A 21097-nucleotide genomic window follows, 5' to 3' on the forward strand; every position below is an offset into this window, starting at 1 on the left:
CAAAAAACAAAAAAGAAAATTGCTCCCCTCATCACAAAAAGTAATAAGTAGGGAGCAATTTTCTTTTATATTTACACTTTAAAAGTATTATCGTCCTTTTTTAAAGAGCCCAAAAATGATTCTACATGGACGATAATGAAAAGTCAAGAACTACAGTTCTTCCTCTTCTTCTTCTTCAGTTTCATCATACTCAAGTTCTTCTTCAGCGAAGTCGTCGTCATCTTCGTCTAAATCATCAAGATCGTCGTCATCTCCGTCTTCTTCTTCAAGAACCTTGTCCAAATCTTCTACATCGTCTTCATCTTCACTTACGTCTGCATCGTCGAAGTCATCTTCGTCTTCTTCAATGTAGTCGTCAAAACCGTCTTCTTCAACTTTACGTTTCTTCTTCGGTTTTGGTTGAGGCAAGATTTCTTCATCAATTTGCTCATATGGGTACCAGCTGCGTAGTCCCCAACGATTTTCTCCTAAATTAATGAAACGTCCATCGATGTTTAAGTCTGTATAAAATTGTGCGATTTTCGCATTAACTTGCTCTTGAGATAGTCCCAGCACTTGAGCGATTTCTTGAACCAACTCGTTGAATGTCGTTGCTTGTTTTTTATCCCCTAAAACGCTATGTACAACTTCAATCATTGAACATTCTTTTAGCTCTTCTGGTGAATATTGCTTAAAATCCACTTATGCGGCACTTCCTTTCATCAAATATAACCTTATATATAACGGCCTGCTTAAAAAAATCCATACTATTCATTATAAACAAAAGTCGCACAAATATGCTACAAAAAAAACGGGAAACTTTTATAGGGTAGTAAAATTATAATTTGTCTGTTCCTTATTTCGGAAGCATATGGGCCCCTTGCAATACATACCTAATTTGCATTTCTGTATATTCTTCGAGCGTATACAGTTTTTGCAGCGCCCAGCGTCTAAATCCCCACATCTGTCCTTGTATAAAAATATTATGCGCAAGAAGCTGTATTTCTTTTTTATTTAATGTAAATGTTCCATTTTCCGTACACTGTTCTAAAATATTCTCGAACATTCCTACCATTTGAAACTCCTTTTCTAATACATACGGAAGTGATTCTTTCGGTAAAAAGCGTACCTCTTGATACATTATCAATACTTCTTCCTGTAATTCGTCCATCACTTTAAAGTAATTCGTTATTGCTATCTTTAAACTTTCTATACTTCCTTTTTCTGTACACACTACTTCCTCTAATCTTTCTTTTACATGTTCATATATACTATCACAAACTAAATATAAAACATCATCTTTGGTACGAATGTACTCATAAAGTGTCCCTATACTAAACCCAGCCGCTTTTGCAATCTCTCTCGTTGTTGTACGCGGAAATCCTTTTTGTTTAAACAGTTGCACCGCACCTTTAATCATTTGTTCACGTCTTAACGCAACTAATTTTTCATCTTTCACCGATGCATGCACATTATGTTTAACCATTCCCTTCACCTCTCTCTATTATTTTTTGGAAGGAAAAAGCGTAGGAAAATACCTACGCTTTCGTTCCTACTTCGTTAACATACGAGAAATTACAAGCCTCTGAATCTCTTGTGTTCCTTCATATATTTGTGTAATCTTTGCATCTCGCATATAACGCTCTACTGGATAATCTTTCGTATAACCGTAACCACCAAATACTTGCACCGCTTCAGTCGTCACCTTCATCGCTGCATCGCCTGCAAATACTTTTGACATCGCTGATTCTTTTCCATACGGAAGCCCTTCTGATTCAAGCCAAGCCGCTTGATATGTTAAAAGGCGTGCTGCTTCTACATCTGTTGCCATATCCGCAAGTTTAAAGCCAATCCCTTGCTGCGCCGCAATTGGTTTTCCAAATTGATGGCGCTCTCTTGCATATTCTACAGAAGCATCTAAAGCCCCTTGTGCAATACCAACAGCTTGCGCCGCAATACCGTTACGACCTCCATCTAATGTTTGCATCGCAACTTTAAACCCTTGTCCCTCTTCTCCAAGTAGATTCTCTACAGGAATACGGCAATCTTCAAACATAATTTCAGTCGTTGGTGAAGAGCGAATCCCTAGCTTGCTCTCCTTCTTCCCAACTGAAAATCCCGGTGTATCACTTTCTACAATAAATGCACTCGTACCGCGCTGCTTCGATTCAGGATCAATTAGCGCAAAAACAACATAAATATCAGCAATACCGCCATTTGTAATGAAAATTTTTGATCCATTTAAAATATAATGATCGCCATCTCTCTTTGCGATTGTCTTCATTCCACCAGCATCCGATCCAGATCCTGGTTCCGTTAAGCCGTATGCACCAATTTTCTTCCCTTCAGCCATCGGCCGTAAAAACTTTTGCTTTTGCTCTTCCGTCCCAAATTTAAAAATTGGCCATCCCGCAAGTGAAGTATGCGCAGACAGTGTTACACCTGTTGAAGCACAAACGCGAGATAATTCTTCAATAGCGATTACGTATGCTAAGTAATCACTTCCAATTCCACCGTACTCTTCAGGCCATGGAATACCAGTTAAACCAAGCTCTGCCATTTGATCAAATAACTCTCGATCAAATCGCTCTTCTTCATCACGCTCAGCTGCTGTTGGTGCCACTTCATTTTTAGCAAAATCTCGAACCATTTTTCTTATCATTTCATGTTCTTCTGATAGTTTAAAATGCATCTCCGTCTCCCCCTCGCCCTTTTATAAAGCACGGCTAATAACAAGTTTCTGTATTTCACTTGTTCCTTCATATATTTGCGTAATTTTCGCATCACGGAAAAATCGTTCTACTGGATAGTCTTTCGTATAACCGTAACCACCAAATACTTGCACCGCCTCAATCGCGACTTCAACCGCTGTCTTAGAAGCAAATAATTTCGCAATAGATGCTTCTTTACCGCATGGTAATCCTTGTGCCCTAAGAGATGCCGCTCTATATACGAGTAACCTTGCTGCCTCGACACTTGTTGCCATATCTGCAAGCTTGAAGCCAATCCCTTGCTGCGCCGCAATTGGCTTCCCGAATTGCTCTCTTTCTTTTGCATAATCAATTGCACAGCCAAGCGCCGCTTCAGCAATTCCTAAAGCCTGCGCACCGATTCCAATTCGCCCAACATCTAAATTCGCCATCGCCACTTTGAATCCTTGTCCTTCTTCCCCAAGTAAATTCTCAGCTGGCACTTTCATATCTTCAAAAGTAAGTTGTACTGTACGAGAACCGAGAAGTCCCATCTTATGTTCATCTTTTCCAATGATTAAACCAGGTGTATCTTTCTCTACTATAAATGCAGAAATACCACTTTTTCCTGCCTCTGGATTTGTAGAAGCGAATACAATGTATGTACTTGCTTCACCACCATTTGTAATAAACACTTTCGATCCATTAATAATATAATGATCACCTTTTTTCACAGCTCTTGATTTCAAACTCCCTGCATCTGATCCTGCATTTGGCTCTGTTAAAGCAAATGCACCTAAATATTCCCCGGTTGCAAGTTTAGAAACATATTTTTTCTTCTGTTCTTCTGTTCCAAAATATAAAATCGGATTCATTCCAACTGACGTATGTACAGCTAAAATTACACCAACTGTTGCACTTACCTTTGAGATTTCCTCAATTGCTAGAATGTAAGAAATAAAGTCCATTTCTGCCCCGCCGTATTTTGCAGGCGCTGGAATACCCATTAATCCAAGCTCACCCATCTTTTGCAAAATCTCTTTCGGGAACACCCCTTGTTCCATACTAGGAACAAAGGGAGCTATTTCCTTCTGTGCAAAATCCCGAACCATTTTCCTCATCATTTGCTGCTCTTCATTAAAACGAAAGTTCATATATTCCGCCTCCATTTGCTATATATCCTTTAAATAATTTGGTAAGACCACTATGTTGTAACAAAGGGGGCATTTATTCGTAAACGTAGAATCCACGACCTGTTTTACGCCCTAACCATCCTGCATTCACATACTTACGTAATAATGGACATGGGCGATATTTACTATCTCCTAATCCTTCATGCAACACTTCCATAATGTATAAACACGTATCTAAACCGATAAAATCAGCGAGTGTCAAAGGCCCCATCGGATGGTTCATACCAAGCTTCATGACTTCATCAATTGCTTCTTTCGTCGCTACACCTTCATATAACGTATAAATTGCTTCGTTAATCATCGGTAGTAAAATGCGGTTTGATACAAAACCTGGGAAATCATTCACTTCAACTGGTACTTTCCCAATTTTTTTCGTAATATCTTCAATTGCTTCATATACCGCATCATCGGTAGCCAAACCACGAATAATCTCAACAAGCTTCATAACTGGGACTGGATTCATAAAGTGCATACCGATTACTTTTTCCGGACGCTTCGTTACCGCTGCAATTTCTGTAATTGGCAGAGATGACGTATTCGTCGCTAAAATTGCGTGTTCTGGAGCAATTTCATCTAGATTCGCAAAGATTTTCTTTTTAATATCCATTTTCTCAACAGCTGCTTCAATAATAAGATCCGCTTCTTTCACACAATCTAAATCAAGCGTTACTGTAAGACGATTTAATGTCGCTTCCTTCTCTTCTTCCTTCATGCGTCCTTTTTCTACTTGGCGCGCTAAGTTTTTCGTAATGATAGCCATTCCTCTATCTAATTGCTCTTGCTTTAAATCTTGTACCTTCACGTCATATCCTGCCATTGCACATACTTGTGCAATTCCTGATCCCATTTGCCCTGCACCAATTACAACAATGTTTTGTACACCCATTTTTTCTTCCCCCTTAATTGTTAATAAATTTTATACCCTCGAACTTTAATTAGTGGACTTCAATCATCACTGCGTCCCCTTGACCGCCACCGCTACAAATCGAAGCAATTCCAATTCCGCCGCCGCGCTGCTTAAGTGCATGGATTAGTGTAACGATAATGCGCGCTCCGCTTGCTCCAATTGGATGTCCCATCGCTACCGCGCCGCCATTTACATTCAATTTTTCCGGATCAATTCCTGCGATTTCTGTACTTGCAATTGCTACCGCTGCAAATGCTTCATTAATCTCGAATAAATCGATGTCTTCAATTTTCTTGCCTGTTTTTTCAAGCAATGCGTTAATTGCATAACCTGGCGTTCTTGGGAAATCTTTAGATTCCACTGCAATTGCTGTATGCGCCAAAATTGTCGCTAATGGCTTTCTTCCTTCTTGCTTCGCTCTGTCTTCGCTCATTAATACAAGTGCGGCACCACCATCATTTAGTCCCGGCGCATTACCAGCTGTCACCGTCGCTGTCTTATCAAATACAGGTTTTAACTTTGCTAACTTTTCAATCGTTGTATCTTCACGTGGCGCCTCATCCTTTGCAACGACAATAGGATCGCCTTTTCTTTGCGGAATCGTTACTGGCACGATTTCCTCTTCAAAACGCCCTTCTTTATGCGCTGAAACCGCACGCTGATGGCTACGATATGCCCATTCATCTTGCGCTTCGCGAGAAATTCCATCTTCCTTCGCAACTTCTCCGCCATAAACGCCCATGTGTGTACCTGAAAATGCACATGTTAAACCGTCAGCAACGTTTAAATCAACAACTTCGTTATTGCCCATTCTGTATCCCCATCTTGCTCCGCGTAAAATGTAAGGACTGTTACTCATCGACTCCATACCGCCAGCTACAATTAGTGATTGATCGCCAGTACGAATAATCTGATCCGCCAACGTAACCGCACGAAGTCCTGATGCACAAACTTTATTCACTGTTTCCGTCTGCACTTCCCATGGGATTCCAGCAGCCCTTGCAGCTTGGCGCGATGGAATTTGCCCCTGTCCACCTTGAATAACCGTTCCAAATATAACTTCTTCAACATCACTAGCCGCAACATTTGCTCTTTCAAGCGCTGCTTTAATTGCAATTCCTCCAAGTTCCGCCGCTTTTACATCTTTTAAAGATCCTCCAAATTTTCCAACTGGTGTTCTTGCAGCACTTAAAATAACTGTTTTACTCATGTTTCTTTCCCCCATTTCATTTTTTAACACTGAGCGCTCGCTCGGTATCCCTACGTTGAGAAGAGGTGCAATCATTGCACCTCTTTCTAAAGTTGTATACATTCTTACAAACTACATCGCTTCTTTTTTCTGTCCGATAACAGATCGTTCTAAAATCTCTGTCACATCAAGAGTTTGAACCTTCTCTTCTACCTCTTTCGCTTTCGTTCCATCACTGATCATCGTTAAGCAATATGGACAACCTGTACCGATAATGGATGGCTGTACAGCTAATGCTTGTTCTGTACGAGCAACGTTAATACGTGAACCTGTTGTTTCTTCCATCCACATTAAGCCACCACCTGCGCCACAGCACATTCCCGTTTCACGGTTACGTGCCATTTCTACAAGATTCACTCCAGGAATCGCTTTCAAAATGTCACGTGGCGCTTCATACACTTCGTTGTATCTTCCTAAATAACAGGAATCATGGTACGTAACTGTTTCTTCAATAGCGTGAACAGGCTTTAAGCGCCCTTCTTTCACCCACTGAGCTAACAATTCTGTATGATGATAGACTTCTGCTTGCAAGCCAAAGTCCGGATACTCATTTTTAAATGTGTTATAAGCATGAGGATCAATCGTAACGATTTTCTTCACTCCTGCCTTTTCAAATTCTTCGATATTCTTTGTCGCCATCTCTTGGAATACAAATTCATTTCCAAGGCGGCGTGGTGTATCTCCAGAATTCTTTTCTTTATTACCGAGAATTGCGAATGAAATGCCTGCTTCGTTCATTAACTTCGCAAACGATATCGCAATCTTCTGACTACGATTGTCGTATGATCCCATTGAACCAACCCAGAATAAATACTCGAATTCCTCCCCAGCTTTTGATTTTTCTTTTACAGTTGGAACTGTTACTTCGTCATCACCTTGGCGCCATGTTTCACGCTCTTTACGGTTCAGCCCCCACGGATTTCCTTGACGCTCGATATTTGTCATCGCGCGTTGTGCTTCCGCGTCCATTTTTCCTTCAGTCAAAACGAGATATCGACGTAAGTCAATAATTTTGTCAACATGCTCATTCATAACTGGGCATTGATCTTCACAGTTACGGCACGTTGTACATGCCCAGATCTCTTCTTCTGTAATAACATCTCCGATTAAACTCGGATCGTAAGCGAGCGTTGTAGACGCTGATTCTTGTTGCCCTTTTCCAGCTGCCATCATCGCTAACTGATTTCCTTGTGTATTATTGAAGGCAACTACTGGAACCCACGGTGCTTTTGATGTTACCGCAGCTCCTTTATCAGTTAAATGATCGCGAAGTTTTAAAATTAAGTCCATCGGTGATAACATTTTTCCTGTTCCTGTTGCCGGACACATATTTGTACAACGGCCACACTCTACACAAGCGTATAAGTCAATAAGTTGATTTTGTCTAAAGTCTTCAATTTTACCAACACCAAATGTTTCTTGCGTTTCATCTTCAAAATCAATCTTTTCAAGCTTCCCTGGGTTTGAAAGACGACCGAAGAATACATTAGCTGGTCCTGCAATTAAATGCGCATGTTTTGATTGTGGAACATACACTAAAAACGTTAACAAAATTAGTAAATGCACCCACCAAGAAAAATAGAACACTGAAATGGCTACGGTTTCATTTATCCCGCTAAAAACGTAAGCGATTGCAGAAGCAATTGGTTCACTCCATGAAAGCTCCTCGCCATGCCATATAAGTCCCATACCGTTACCAAGTAGCACAGAAATCATTAAACCACCGATAAAAATAAGAACAAGACCTGATTTGAAGTTACGTTTTAAACGAACAAGCTTTTCTACATAACGTCTATGAAAAGCCCAAAATACTGCAATTAAAATAACAAGTGTGACAATTTCCTGGAAGAATGTAAATGCAGGGTATAGTGGTCCAAGTGGAAGATGTGATCCTGGTGCGAGTCCTTTCCAAACGAAGTCAATTGCTCCAAATTGGACAAGAATAAATCCGTAAAAGAACATAACGTGAATGATGCCGCTTTTCTTATCTTTCAGCAGCTTTTTCTGACCGAAAACATTGACCTTAAGGAGATCCCAACGCTCTTTAAAACGACGGTCAAACTCAATTTTTTTTCCTAATTGTATGTAGGCCATTCTCGTCCGTATAAGATATACAAACAAATATCCTGCATAAGCAATAACAGCAATGGCAGCCAGCCAATTAATAATCAGTAAGCTATTCATTTTTATGCTACCCCTCTCTTTGTAAGCCCTCTTTCTTTTTGAATCTTCAAAAATATATAATTTTCTGAATTATATCCCCTATCCCCATTATATAATGAGTGAGCATTCAGTCAACAGTTTTTTGTTATAGAACAACACATTTTTTCATAAAGCTGTTTATTTCGGTGAAACTATAAAGTGAAACTTTAATCAGTAGGGGTGGTTCATCCCCCACTGATTATTAGTTGAACCAATCGGGCTTTTACGGGCAGTTGATTTCCTAACTAACTTCTACTTATCCAACAGTTTTTGAGGTGAAAGGCTTACTGCCCGTTAAAGCAGGATAAAGTGAAACTTTAATTAGTACAACATCTATCCTCTAAAGAAATTTATAATAACAGCCGTGCTACCCGTATCATTTGTAACATACTGAAGGTGAAAAGAATGCGAAGGAGGGAATTCACTGATGCTCTACTTATCTCTTTTGTTAATATCCGTTGCTCTTTGGATTACAATTGACCTTTCATACGGGAGACTTCTTCATTTAAAACGGGTAAGCTCTCGCACTTTCCCTTTACGTCAAAGTGATTTTCACCTTTATACATATGGGAAAGATTTATATGATGCTTTATTTACTGATATAAAACAAGCACAGCACCACATTCATATTTTATTCTTCATTGTAAAAAACGATAAAATCAGTCGTGAATTTTTAAAGTTGCTGATTGATAAGGCTCAGGAAGGAATTGAAGTACGACTTTTACTTGATCGATTTGGCAGCCATTCTTTATCAAACGAAGCTATTCGCTCCCTGCAAAAACATGGTGTATCTTTTTCATTTTGTCATAAGGTAAAATTTCCTCTTCCTTTCTTTTCTGCCAATCAAAGAAATCATAGAAAAATTACAGTGATTGATGGGAAAACCGGCTATATCGGGGGATTTAATATTGGCGAAGAGTATCTAGGGCATAATGAACACTTAGGATTATGGCGAGACTATCATTTACGTCTTACAGGAGAAGGGGTTCAAGATTTACAAAAGCAATTTTTGCATGATTGGTTTGATGATACGAAACAGAATTTATTGGATGCTTCTCTTTATTTTCCAAAACAACAACCAGGTACCATCTTGCATCAATTTATTCCGACTGATGGTGCTTATTTACAGCATACTTTTTTACATTTAATTAACGGAGCAAAAAAAGAAATCTGTATCGGTACGCCATATTTCATTCCTGGAAAAAAAATTATGAATGCCTTATTAAAAGCAAGAGAAAGAGGGGTTCAAATCACAATTCTTGTTCCAGAAAAAGCTGATCACCCTCTCGTTCGGGAAGCAAAATTCCCGTACTGCCGAAAATTAATACAGGCTGGTTGCAATATTTATGCATTTCAACAAGGGTTTTTTCACGCCAAAATTATTATAGTGGACGATGATATTTGTGATATCGGAACGGCAAACTTTGATATGAGAAGTTTATATATTAACCATGAAATAAACTGCCTGTTATATAATAAACATTTCATTCAAACAGTAAAAAATAAATTTCATGAAGATCTAGAGAATGCATCCGTACTTTCCTATAGCGATGTAAACCCGCCTTCTCTTATCAATAGAGGAAAGGAATGGATTGGAACAATACTTGCTTTCTTTTTATAGGAAAGACAATGAATAAAAGAGGTGTATCTCATATGATTATACGGTTTGGATATGTCTCACATGCAATGGCACTCTGGGACTGTTCTCCTGCCAAAACAATGACGTTTACAAGTTTTAAGAAACTTAGCAAGCAAGAACGAGAAGACAAACTGTACCATGTTATAAAGCAAAATTTAGAGCACACAATACGTATCCTTCATTACAATATAGCGCATGAAATCCCACTATATCGCCTATCGTCTTCCATCGTCCCACTTGCAACACATCCCGAAGTCGAGTTTGACTATATTGGGGTATTCACACCACTTTGGCGTAAAATAGGGGCTTTAATTAAAGAACACAATTTACGAATAAGTTTTCATCCAAATCAATTTACGCTATTTACAAGCGACAAGCCACATATTACTACTAACGCTATTACGGATATGACTTATCATTATAAAATATTGGATGCTATAGGCATTGCAGATTCTTCTTACATTAATATTCATGTAGGTGGAGCCTATGGAAATAAAGAAAAGGCGATTGAGCGCTTCCATGAAAACATAAAAAAACTTCCTACACATATAAAAAAACAAATGACTCTTGAAAATGATGATAAAACCTATACAACCGCTGAAACTTTATCCATTTGCCAAAAAGAAAATATTCCATTTGTATTTGATTATCATCATCATATGGCCAATCTTTGCGAGGAACCACTAGAAGAGTTGCTTCCTGCAATTTTTGAAACTTGGTCACATACAAATATCTCTCCTAAAGTTCACATTTCCTCCCCGAGATCGGAAAAAGAATTTAGGGCTCATGCTGAATATATCGATTTAGAGTTTATTAAGCCTTTCTTACACATTGCAAAAAAACACAATCATAATTTCGATATTATGATTGAAAGTAAACAAAAAAACTTAGCACTATTCCAATTAATAGATGAACTTTCTGCTATAAGAGGAATTAAAAGAATAAGTGGTGCAATGTTACAGTGGTAAATTGTAACTTTGCACCATTTTTTCAAAAAAGTAATTTTTATAGTAAAAAACATTCTGTTTTATATGCTATTATTTAAATTAGCATTTTCTCCCCGAGATTCAACTTTATTGAAACGGAGTCATAATATGATTAATCAAAAAAAGTATATACAATCTGTCATAATATACATATTTATATTTGCTCTTTGGATATTCCTTATACCAAATGAGTCGAATATAAAAGAAATCGGGATTCTTTTCTTATTCTGTTTCGCTGCACTTTTTTCTTGCTATTGCTTATGTAAAGCGATTAGAAAAATGACGCATGGTGATAAATTATTTTGGATTTTATTATTATGTACTTGTCTATGCGGGTTAGCTATGGAAATAACTTTATTTCTTCCTTCACTTTCTATTCATAAGCAAGTTATATTCTCATATAAAGCATTACCTTTTTTTATCATACAATATGTTTTACTCTTTGTTGGATTTGCTATAAAGTTTATAAAAATTTACTCTATTAAGGGTCTTGCTCAATTTTCATTCGATAGCATCTTTATTGTTATTATGAACATTTATTTCACTTTAACTTTTATCTTGGACCTTTCAAGCTTCCGTATGTTAACAAAGGAAACTTGGATTTTAATTGGCTATTTTATTGCACAATCATTAGTAATTTACGCCGTTATTAGTCTTTATAGAAGAGAACAATATTCTTCTAGTAGAATCGCATTAATTATCGGTTTCACTATTATACTCGTATACGGTTACATTCATCTGTTTCAATTAAATTTTGGGATGAAAACTTCTCCTGAATTTAATTATTTAATACACACTGCTTCTATTTTATTAATTGGACTTTCTTCCATACTATATATCTTGGATAAACCAATGCAACATGAAACGAAAGCAAAATATTATCGATTCGATTATGTACGTTTTATACTACCTTATTTTAGTATAATTATTACTTTTTCCTTTATTATCATTCAACCTTGGGATGATAAATTTATGTTAATTGGTCTCGTATTATCACTTATTTTGTTATTCTTGCGGCAACTTTACATGTGGAAAGATAATCAAGCACTAATCCTTACATATGAACAGTTGACTACACAACTAGAAGATGAAGTTGAAGAAGGTGCATTTGCATTATCAAAAAGTGAACAACGCTATAAGTCTTTATTCGAAGATCATCCCGATGCCGTTTTCTCTTTAAATATGAATGGCATTTTTCAACAATCTAATAAGGCTTGCGAAAGCTTATTTACTGCCTATTATTGCCAAGTGGCAAGCTATTCTCTGGTACACTTCATTGATTCAAAAGACCACGAACTACTAAAGAAGGCTTTACAAATTACAAAGGAAGGTAGGCCACAAACGTTAGAAGTTCGGACAAAAGAACAAGAAGGCTATTATTATTATCTTCATATTACACTTATCCCTACTTTTATAAACAAAGAAGTGGTCGGAATGTTTGGGATAGCACGTGATATTACCACCTTATATGAAAAACAAAAACAAGTAGAACATTTAGCCTTTCACGATGCACTTACTGGATTACCAAATCGCCGAAAGTTCGAAAAAGATTTAAAAGCCATTTTAAATACAGCTCAAACTAACGCAAATGATGTCGCCGTCATATTCCTTGATTTAGATCGATTTAAAAAAATTAACGATAGACTTGGTCATGACGTCGGAGATTTATTATTAATTGAAGTAGCAAAAAGATTACGCGGTTGCTTGCGTTCAAAAGATATCGTCGCTCGCCAAGGTGGAGATGAGTTTACAATTCTATTACCAGAAATGTACTCAGAAAAAAGTGCAATTTTTATAGCTGAACAGATTTTAACTATTTTAAACAAACCATTCTTCATTCAAGGCGAAGAACTCTCTATTACACCAAGTATCGGAATTGCGATGTACCCTGATTATGGAACTGATGTAAATGAGTTAATGAAAAATGCTGATATGGCTATGTATCGTGCGAAAGCAAATGGAAAAAACAGATTTGTTTTCTTCTCAAAAGAAATGAGTATCGCTCAAAATGAAATTCAATTCTTAGAAGGTGAACTTTCAAAAGCATTACAACAAAATGAATTTTTCCTTGAATACCAGCCACAAGTAAGCACAAAAACAAAACAAATTATCGGTTTTGAAGCATTAATACGTTGGAAGCATCCAAAACTCGGTATCGTATCTCCTGCCCAATTTATCCCTCTAGCAGAGGAAACTGGTTTTATTATTGAACTTGGCAATTGGATTTTACGTACTGCCTGTTTAGAAGCAAAAAGATGGCATAATCAAGGTTTTTCTCACTTGAAAGTTGGTGTGAATTTATCTGTTGTTCAATTTAACCATGCAGATTTAATCCCAACTATTTCAAAGGTGTTGGAAGAGACAGAACTGAAACCAGAAGCACTAGATATTGAAATTACGGAAAGCATCGCAATTAATCAAAATCAATCTGTAGTTGCAAAACTAGAACAACTTCAAAATCTCGGTATTCAAATTTCAATCGACGACTTTGGTACTGGTTATAGTTCTTTAGCTTATTTAACAAAATATCCAATCAACACATTAAAAATCGCTCGAGAGTTTATTTGTGGAATTACAACTAGTCCTTTAGAAGAAGCAATTGTCTCTTCCATTATTACACTATCAAAAGAACTAAATTTAAAAGTGATTGCAGAAGGTGTAGAAACAGGAGAAGAATGGGAATTTTTACATAAACAAAATTGTGATCACATTCAAGGATTCTTTATTAGCAAACCTGTTTCTAGTAAAGACGTTTGGATGTTACTCCATAAAAAAACAACCGCCTAAGTAAGACGGTTGTTTTTTAATATTCAAAAGGTAAATCTTTAGCTAATTGTACCTCTTGATCGTTATGAGAAATTATATGGCTTTTCTCTAATGCCGTATCGCCTAATGAAATACCCCATGCCATCGCTAACGTCAATAAACTACCAATAAGTAATTTCTTCATATTCCATCACCCACATTTTTTATTTTAATATATCATGAAAATTTATCCCTATTATATGCAATTATGCATACCCATTTTTTAGGATATTTATCTACTGATTTTATTTACGAGCGCTTCTTTATATGCATGCATTTCTAATATATCAAAAAAGAAACTTGCCTTTTTATATGCATCTTCAACCTCTGCCTCATCGTACTCCAACTTCCCTAGGCATTCACCTCTTTGATAATATAGCTGTCCAATTAATGCCATACTATTAATTCGGCATGATATTTCAATCGCTTTATTTACTTGATAAAGTGACTCTTCATATTGATTATCTAAATATAATGCTTTTGCATGATTATATCTTACCTTCACTTCAAATTCTTCATTATCATGCAATACATCTAATTGTTTTAATATATCTTCAAATAACTCAATACTCTTCTTAAAATAGCTATTTTCAGCATAAATATTTGCAATCGCATTTTCTATATAAAGATTTTGGTATACGTCTATTCCAGCTAACTGTTGATTTAACAATTTTTTCAATTCTAAAATACAATATTCGTAATCGATTTTCTTTAATATGTAAGCTGCTACATGATATTGCCATTGAAGAAACTGCTGAAATTCAGGATGATATTCTTCCTTTTTCAGCTCATTCCATACTTTATTATAAATTTCTTTATATCTTTTTTGCTTACAAAGCATAATGATTTGATCTTTAAACTTTTTTTTTCTTTCAATATCAGAATAAATGAGTACCTCATAAAAATGAATAATGGGAACTTGTAATTTTGCTGCGATACCTTGCAATATATCCATACTTGGGTATACCGCACCCGATTCAATCCTGCTCACTTCCGATTGATGACATATATTATCGGATAACTGTTTCTGTGTTAATCCCCTCATCACCCTAATTTTCTTAATTTCACTTCCTAATTTTTCTGCGTGCATACTTACTCACCATCCCATTAGAACAATCTAATTTTTTGAGTTGTCATACCACTACAATAATGTGAATTCGACAATTTTTGATATGAAATAATGCATAATATATATAAAATTCGGCAATTTTTTCATACAATTCATCTCACATACAATAATAGATTAGGAGTGTTATAGATGAATTATAGAAAACTTGCTAGTGCTTTCATTACATTCGGTCTTCTTTGCCCTTTATCAACAGAAGCTATTCATGCTCAAGAATTAGACAAAAGTGCAGTCAAAGTTGAAATTGCTCAGCCTGGTTTAACAATCGGGAAATTAACACAACCTCAAAATGATACGAAAGAAAATATTGCTAAAAAGTATTTAAAAGGTGAGGTAAATGGGGCGAAAGCTCAACAAGAACAAGTCACTACTGAAAAAAATGTAGATTTCCAACCTACAAATAAAGAAACCAAAGAAAATCAAACCGAAGTTCGCCTTGCACAAACATATAAAAACTATAAAGTATATGGCCAAGATCTCATTGTAAAAGTAGATAAAAATGGAGTAATCACAACTGTTAGTGGTAAAGTTGTTCAAAATTTAAATCAACAACCTAATCTTACTATAACAAATTTTTTGTCGAAAAATGAAGTAAAATCTAAATTACGCGATATAGTTCAAATTCCAAGTGATGCAGTTGAGACAGAATTCTCTAGCGAAACCGTTGTTTATAAGAAAAAAGATGGCTATTATACATTCGCAACTGTTATTACATTTACTTATGAAAACAATGAACAAATTATAAACGGCAATGCTATAGTTGATTTAAAAACTGGCGAAGTACTTTTCCAAGAAAAATTCATTAAAAACAAAGAGAATAAGACTATAAATCAAGTAACATCACCTAGATTATCCCCCGCAAGTGAGCAAGGAACTGGGAAAAATGCACTTCAAGAAAACATCTCTTTCAATATTGCCAAAGGAACTGATGGAAAATTTTATTTAGCGGATTTATCACGCGGAAATGGTATTTATATTTATAATGCAAACTACGCCGATTCCCTCGGGGGATATAGTCAAGCTGGTTATCCAGGGACACTAATTTCAAGTAGTACTCCTAATTTTGCAGATAAAGAAGCCGCGGGCGCTATGAAGAACATGAGTGATATTTACGATTACTTTAAGAAAGAACATAATCTAAAAAGTTACGACAATAAAGATTCAAAAGTTGTCGCTAGTGTACACGGTTTTGATTCTACTGAAGTTAGTGATGGTGTAAAAGAAGACTATGTAAATGCATTTTGGCATCCCGCTTGGAACCAAATGGTATTTGGTGATGGTTTAGACGGAAAACTAACATCCGCTCTTGATGTAACAGCTCATGAATTTGGACATGCTGTATTTAGTGGCACGACGAAAAATAAAGTCGTGAGATATCCAAGCGCTGAAACATCTGCACTAAACGAGGGATTAGCGGATTTCTGGGGTACACAAATCGAATATTACGTAAAGAAAGATAAAGGAAACTGGATTATGGGCGATACATTAGGTGGCCTAACAATTCGTGATATCCCAAGGGAAATTGGTGACGGCGGTCATAAATTATATACAAATTTACAAGATTTCTATAACGATGGTAATAATCAAGAATCACACGTGAATTCTGGTATTATCAGTCACGTATTATATCAATTAGCTGAAGGTAAAACATATAACGGTGTTGCTGTTCAAAAGCAAGGAAATGAAAAAGTAAGTAAAGTTGTTATGCGTACATTGCAAAATTATGCAACTTCTGCTGAAGACTTTGAATCACTTCAATCTCATATTGTACAAGCTGCAAAAGATTTATATGGCACTGCCGTATCAAATGAATTTGCAAAGGCATTTGAAGCACACGGTTACAAACCGTTACAAAAAATAAATAAAGTAATAGCGGTACAATAATAAAAAAGAAGTTTACCAATCATAGGTAAACTTCTTTTCATATCCAACCCTTTTCTTCCGCAATTGTAATTGCCTCAATTCTATTTTTCGCATCGAGCTTCGTTAATACTTCAGAAATATAATTACGTACTGTACCCGGCGAAAGATAAAGTGCCTTCGCAATTTCATTTGCCGTCTTTCCTTCTTTCGCAAGCAACAATACTTCCTTTTCGCGATCTGACAACGGATTTTGCTCCTGCCATAGGCCGAACATTAAATCTTGGGAGACCTCTCGTTTTCCCTTCATTACATTACGAATTGCTGCCGCTAAATCTTCACTTGGGCTATCCTTTAATAAATAGCCGTGCACACCAGCTTTCATTGCTCTTTCAAAATATCCCGGCCGTGCAAATGTTGTTAAAATCATTACTTTGCATGATGATTTTTCTTTCTTTAACGCTTCAGCAACATCTAATCCACTTTGAATCGGCATTTCAATATCCATAATACTTATATCCGGTTTTAACGATTCAATTAATTTTAGCGCCTCTTCCCCGTTTGCCGCTTGTCCAATTACTTCGATATCATCTTCTAGATCAAGCAGAGCCCCTAACGCACCACGAAGCATCCGCTGATCTTCTGCAATAATAATTCGGATCATGCCCTCACCTCATCTTTTCCTGTTCTAATAACAACTGGAACTTTTACTGTTAACAACGTCCCTGGATTGATTGTACCTAGTTCAACAAATCCATCAATAAGAGCAATTCGTTCTTTCATGCCGCGAATACCATTTCCATCATGATTTTGATCTGTTAAACCAATTCCGTTATCTTCTACTTTCAAAATTAGTTCACCTTGTGATTCTAATACAGAAACTGCGCACCGCGTCGCCTTACTATGTTTTACAACATTTGTAACGGCCTCACGTAAACACATCCCGACAATATTTTGTTCAATTGGTGATAACGAGCTCGATCTTGCTTCTTGCCTCACTTCTAATTCAATATTAGCTGCTTGTAAGATTGCTTTTATTTGCTCTAGCTCTTCTTCTACCGTAATCATACGCATATCAGAAATTAATTCTCTCAGCTGTTTTAAGGCTGTACGAGACGTTTGTGTAATTTCCTTCGCTTCCGCACTTGCACGCTCCGGATTTTTCACAATTAACTTCTCTACAAGCTGGCTTTTCAAAGTAATAAGAGATAGCGTATGTCCTAATGTGTCATGAAGATCTCTTGCAATCCGCTGCCGTTCTTCCCGTTTTACTAAGTCTTTAATTTGCTCGTTCGCCTCATCTAATTGATTTCTTAACATCTTTTTCTGATTAAAATTACGCATACCAAATGGCGTAAGAAGCATTAAAATAAACATCGGGACGATATTTACTAAACTTGTTGGTGTTAGTTGATTCATATTTACAAATACAAATGCTCCAAGCATTATAACTAACGAGCATAACAGCACTTGAAATACTTTCTTATTCGGCGCAAATCCCATCGCACTTGCTGTGAAAAAGCCAAAAAATATCATGAAGGGATTATAAAATAAAGCAAATAAAAAGATGAGTATCATTTGAATGCATGCCCATAAAATAAACGTCTTCTGAACAAAATATAGCTGACGGTATGTGATAATAAAAAGTATCAACATACCGCTTCCTAGCACAAGCTTCCATCCTGATGCTTGTGCTAAATGGTAAATTGGAAATAATAAATACACAAGCCACATGTACGGAAAAAATCCCATATGTTTCGGAAAAATCTCAATCCTCTTCTTCTCTATCATTTATACCGCTTCCTGTCTTTTTCTTATATATATTGATACTACAACAAATATAAGGAAATAACCTCCTAATACCGCGATATTTTCCCATCCAATTGATTTTCCAGCTACAATATCCCACGCACCACTTCCGAAATGGTATGTTGGTGTCCATTCACCAATCGTTCTTAATATTTTGGAGAATACTTCAATCGGCATCCATAACCCGCCAACTATAGCTAAACTCATATTTAAAATATTTGCTAAGCCAGCAGCTGCGTCCGCCTTCTTAATGGAACCTATTACTGTTCCTAACGCTAAAAATGGTGTTACCCCTAACAATAACCATAACCCCGCACCAATCCATTGCCCTACCGTTAACTCAACATGATTAATTAGTATCCCTGCAATAAAGATAACTAATATTGAAAAAGCATTTACTACTGTTTGAGCGATAATTTTCGCTGTTAAATATGCTCCCTCTGGAAGCGGTGTAATTTTTAAAAGATGTGTCCATCCTTGCCCTTTTTCCTGAGAAAGTCTCACACCGAAACTAAAGAGTGCAGTCCCTACAATACTGAAAGTTGCCATCGAAATTAAATAATGTGCTTTCCACGCATCTCCGTTTTGTGGTACTTGAACAACATTTGTAAAAATGTAGTAAAACATAACAGGCATTAATAATGAGAAAAAGATAAATAATTTATTGCGGAATGTACGTAAAATTTCTATTTTGCACTGCATCCATAACGCTCTCATGCGATTTCCTCCTTCTGATTTGCGACAAACTGTTCAAATGCCTCATCAAGGCTTCCACGTTCAACTGAAACATCTGTTACAGGTAAACTCCTTTGATAAATGGCTTTTAAAGTTGCATCCGTATCCTCCGTTGTTAAAATGAAGCGGCCTTCGTTTGACTTTACTTCTATTACATTTGATAATTCCTTTAGTAATTTTGTAGGAATGCTTTCCTTTGAGTAAAATGTGATTGTTTTTCTCGAAATCGTTGCTTTCATTTCGTCTGGTGTACCATCTGAGATAATCTTTCCGTTCGCAAATAATAAGATACGATTTGCTAAAGCATCTGCTTCTTCTAAATAATGCGTCGTTAAAATAATCGTTTTCCCTTCACTTGCTAACTTTCGAATCGTTTCCCAAAACGTTCTTCGAGACGTAATATCCATTCCGACTGTCGGCTCATCTAAAAATAACAAATCCGGATTTCCCGCAAGTGCAAGCGCAAAGTTTAACCTTCTTTTTTGCCCACCTGATAATTTCTCACATCTTTGCTTTCGCTCTGATTCTAAATTTGCTAACTGCAGTAACGTTTCTTTCTCTATAGGATTCGTATAATAACTACGGAATAACTCAATTGCCTCTTCCACCGTAATACTATCAATGACACTTACTTCTTGCAGCATCGCACCGAGGCTATTACGAACATCTCTATGCTTTGGACTCTTTCCAAATATAGAGACCTTACCTTCCGTTGGTTCCTTTAATCCAAGCATCATCGACATCGTCGTTGTTTTCCCCGCACCATTTGGACCAAGCAACGCTACTATTTCCCCTTTATTTACATGAAATGAAACATTATTTACTGCGTTTTTATGTTTAAATGTTTTAGAAACATCATTTACTTCAATAATCTTTTCCATCTCTCCACCCCCGCTGTTTCTTATATTTACATTGTATTCCTTGGAAAACTTAGGAAACAGTATGATGCGTCATGACATCGATATGACAATTGTCATGTATTCTTTATGAGAGGAATCAGCCCCCATACCGCAAGCGAGTAGCAGGACGAAAATAAACATGATACAATCGGATAAGATATATATTCGAGGAAGGACAGTGGTTTTCATGATTATTCGTAATGAACAAGATTTAGAAGGCTTACGAAAAATCGGCCGCATCGTTGCGCTTGCACGTGAAGAAATGAAAAAACAAGCGAAGCCAGGTATGACAACGAAAGAGCTTGATTTGATCGGTAAAAAAGTATTAGATGAGCATGGTGCTATTTCTGCACCTGAAAAAGAATATGATTTTCCAGGTGTAACTTGCATTAGTGTAAATGAAGAAGTTGCTCATGGTATTCCAGGAGATCGTGTATTAAAAGAAGGCGACTTAGTAAACGTCGATGTATCCGCTGCACTTGATGGCTATTATGCAGATACAGGCATTTCATTTGTTCTTGGAGAAGACGAGGCAAAAGAAAAACTTTGCCAAGCAGCGGTTGATGCATTTTGGGCAGCAATGAAAAAGGTTAGAGCTGGCTCAAAACAAAATCAAATTGGTCGTGCTGTTTCAAACTTCGCACATAAAAGTGGATACAATGTTATCCAAAACTTAACTGGTCACGGCATTGGTCTTAGCTTACATGAAGCACCAAATCACATTTTAAGTTACTATGACCCAATGGATAATGCGCTTCTAAAAGACGGTCTTGTTATCGCTGTAGAACCGTTCATCTCTATGAAAGCTGATCATATTATTGAACGTGGTGACGATGGTTGGACATTCGTTACACCAGATAAAAGTCTTGTTGCACAATGTGAACATACCGTTGTCGTAACACGCGGTGAACCAATAATCTTAACAGAAATCTAATACCAAAAACGGCTGTTTTGTAGATTTATTCCACATAAAACAGCCGTTTTTTATTTTTGGGAAAATATGTGAACTAGTGTTGAA

The 21097-nt window shown here is 36.6% G+C and carries 18 protein-coding genes; 5 read left to right on the forward strand and 13 right to left on the reverse strand.

Annotation, left to right across the window (positions count from 1 at the left end):
• Window positions 1-150: 150 nt before the first annotated feature.
• The 7 genes from rpoE to N2V80_RS26535 all read right to left on the reverse strand — a co-directional run bounded on the left by rpoE (window position 151) and on the right by N2V80_RS26535 (window position 8202).
• Entirely contained in the window at window positions 151-681 is a 531-nt protein-coding gene (gene rpoE, locus N2V80_RS26505) for a DNA-directed RNA polymerase subunit delta (RefSeq protein ID WP_000346280.1), read from the reverse strand.
• 154 nt (window positions 682-835) lie between these two features.
• Window positions 836-1465, reverse strand: a complete 630-nt coding sequence (locus N2V80_RS26510; protein WP_000238599.1) for a TetR/AcrR family transcriptional regulator — start codon at window positions 1463-1465, stop codon at window positions 836-838.
• A gap of 66 nt (window positions 1466-1531) precedes the next feature.
• Window positions 1532-2671 (reverse strand): acyl-CoA dehydrogenase AcdA, encoded by a 1140-nt coding sequence (gene acdA, locus N2V80_RS26515; protein ID WP_061655670.1) that lies wholly within the window; start codon window positions 2669-2671, stop codon window positions 1532-1534.
• 21 nt (window positions 2672-2692) lie between these two features.
• Complete coding sequence (locus tag N2V80_RS26520; RefSeq protein ID WP_001011179.1) at window positions 2693-3823, reverse strand: acyl-CoA dehydrogenase; 1131 nt, start codon at window positions 3821-3823, stop codon at window positions 2693-2695.
• 73 nt (window positions 3824-3896) lie between these two features.
• Window positions 3897-4748: a 3-hydroxybutyryl-CoA dehydrogenase gene (locus N2V80_RS26525; RefSeq protein ID WP_000538880.1), complete on the reverse strand. Its 852-nt coding sequence runs from the start codon at window positions 4746-4748 to the stop codon at window positions 3897-3899.
• 49 nt (window positions 4749-4797) lie between these two features.
• Window positions 4798-6081, reverse strand: coding sequence for an acetyl-CoA C-acetyltransferase (locus tag N2V80_RS26530; RefSeq protein WP_002025101.1), 1284 nt, complete (start codon window positions 6079-6081; stop codon window positions 4798-4800).
• A gap of 9 nt (window positions 6082-6090) precedes the next feature.
• Window positions 6091-8202 carry a heterodisulfide reductase-related iron-sulfur binding cluster gene (locus tag N2V80_RS26535; protein ID WP_001086776.1) on the reverse strand — a complete coding sequence of 704 codons (2112 nt, stop codon included), beginning with the start codon at window positions 8200-8202 and terminating at the stop codon, window positions 6091-6093.
• A gap of 445 nt (window positions 8203-8647) precedes the next feature.
• Here N2V80_RS26535 and cls point away from each other — a divergent pair, with 445 nt between their 5' ends.
• From cls to N2V80_RS26550, 3 genes are all read left to right on the forward strand, one after another.
• Window positions 8648-9841, forward strand: a complete 1194-nt coding sequence (cls, locus tag N2V80_RS26540) for a cardiolipin synthase (protein WP_000966417.1) — start codon at window positions 8648-8650, stop codon at window positions 9839-9841.
• 32 nt (window positions 9842-9873) lie between these two features.
• The gene (uvsE, locus tag N2V80_RS26545; RefSeq protein WP_061655701.1) at window positions 9874-10827 is read left to right on the forward strand and encodes a UV DNA damage repair endonuclease UvsE; all 954 of its coding nucleotides are present in this window, start codon (window positions 9874-9876) and stop codon (window positions 10825-10827) included.
• Window positions 10828-10953: 126 nt separating this feature from the next.
• Window positions 10954-13632 (forward strand): DUF4084 domain-containing protein, encoded by a 2679-nt coding sequence (locus N2V80_RS26550; protein ID WP_061655671.1) that lies wholly within the window; start codon window positions 10954-10956, stop codon window positions 13630-13632.
• A gap of 16 nt (window positions 13633-13648) precedes the next feature.
• Here N2V80_RS26550 and N2V80_RS26555 read toward each other — a convergent pair whose 3' ends face one another.
• Both N2V80_RS26555 and plcR read right to left on the reverse strand, forming a co-directional pair.
• The gene (locus N2V80_RS26555; protein WP_000734730.1) at window positions 13649-13795 is read right to left on the reverse strand and encodes a quorum-sensing peptide PapR; all 147 of its coding nucleotides are present in this window, start codon (window positions 13793-13795) and stop codon (window positions 13649-13651) included.
• 87 nt (window positions 13796-13882) lie between these two features.
• The gene (gene plcR, locus N2V80_RS26560) at window positions 13883-14740 is read right to left on the reverse strand and encodes a transcriptional regulator PlcR (RefSeq protein ID WP_061655672.1); all 858 of its coding nucleotides are present in this window, start codon (window positions 14738-14740) and stop codon (window positions 13883-13885) included.
• Between the two features lie 168 nt (window positions 14741-14908).
• On the opposite strand from plcR, the gene N2V80_RS26565 reads away from it, so the two are divergent.
• Window positions 14909-16660: a M4 family metallopeptidase gene (locus tag N2V80_RS26565; protein WP_061655673.1), complete on the forward strand. Its 1752-nt coding sequence runs from the start codon at window positions 14909-14911 to the stop codon at window positions 16658-16660.
• 37 nt (window positions 16661-16697) lie between these two features.
• Here the strand turns inward: N2V80_RS26565 and N2V80_RS26570 are convergent, their stop codons facing one another.
• From N2V80_RS26570 to N2V80_RS26585, 4 genes are read right to left on the reverse strand one after another with little or no spacing between them, the layout of a single operon-like run.
• A complete protein-coding gene (locus N2V80_RS26570) occupies window positions 16698-17300 on the reverse strand; it encodes a response regulator transcription factor (RefSeq protein ID WP_000619245.1) in 603 nt (200 codons plus the stop codon).
• On the reverse strand, window positions 17297-18427 hold the full coding sequence (locus N2V80_RS26575) for a sensor histidine kinase (protein ID WP_061655674.1): 1131 nt from the start codon (window positions 18425-18427) through the stop codon (window positions 17297-17299). The genes N2V80_RS26570 and N2V80_RS26575 overlap by 4 nt, the downstream gene beginning before the upstream one ends.
• A complete protein-coding gene (locus N2V80_RS26580; protein ID WP_061655675.1) occupies window positions 18428-19162 on the reverse strand; it encodes an ABC transporter permease in 735 nt (244 codons plus the stop codon). It abuts the gene before it with no gap.
• Window positions 19159-20061, reverse strand: a complete 903-nt coding sequence (locus tag N2V80_RS26585; RefSeq protein ID WP_000411112.1) for an ABC transporter ATP-binding protein — start codon at window positions 20059-20061, stop codon at window positions 19159-19161. The genes N2V80_RS26580 and N2V80_RS26585 overlap by 4 nt, the downstream gene beginning before the upstream one ends.
• 157 nt (window positions 20062-20218) lie before the next feature.
• Between N2V80_RS26585 and map the strand changes: the two genes are divergently transcribed.
• On the forward strand, window positions 20219-21013 hold the full coding sequence (gene map / locus N2V80_RS26590; protein ID WP_003313889.1) for a type I methionyl aminopeptidase: 795 nt from the start codon (window positions 20219-20221) through the stop codon (window positions 21011-21013).
• Window positions 21014-21097 lie beyond the last annotated feature (84 nt).

This window comes from Bacillus sp. FSL W8-0640 (genome assembly GCF_038007725.1).
In the GTDB taxonomy this organism is placed as follows: domain Bacteria; phylum Bacillota; class Bacilli; order Bacillales; family Bacillaceae_G; genus Bacillus_A; species Bacillus_A cereus.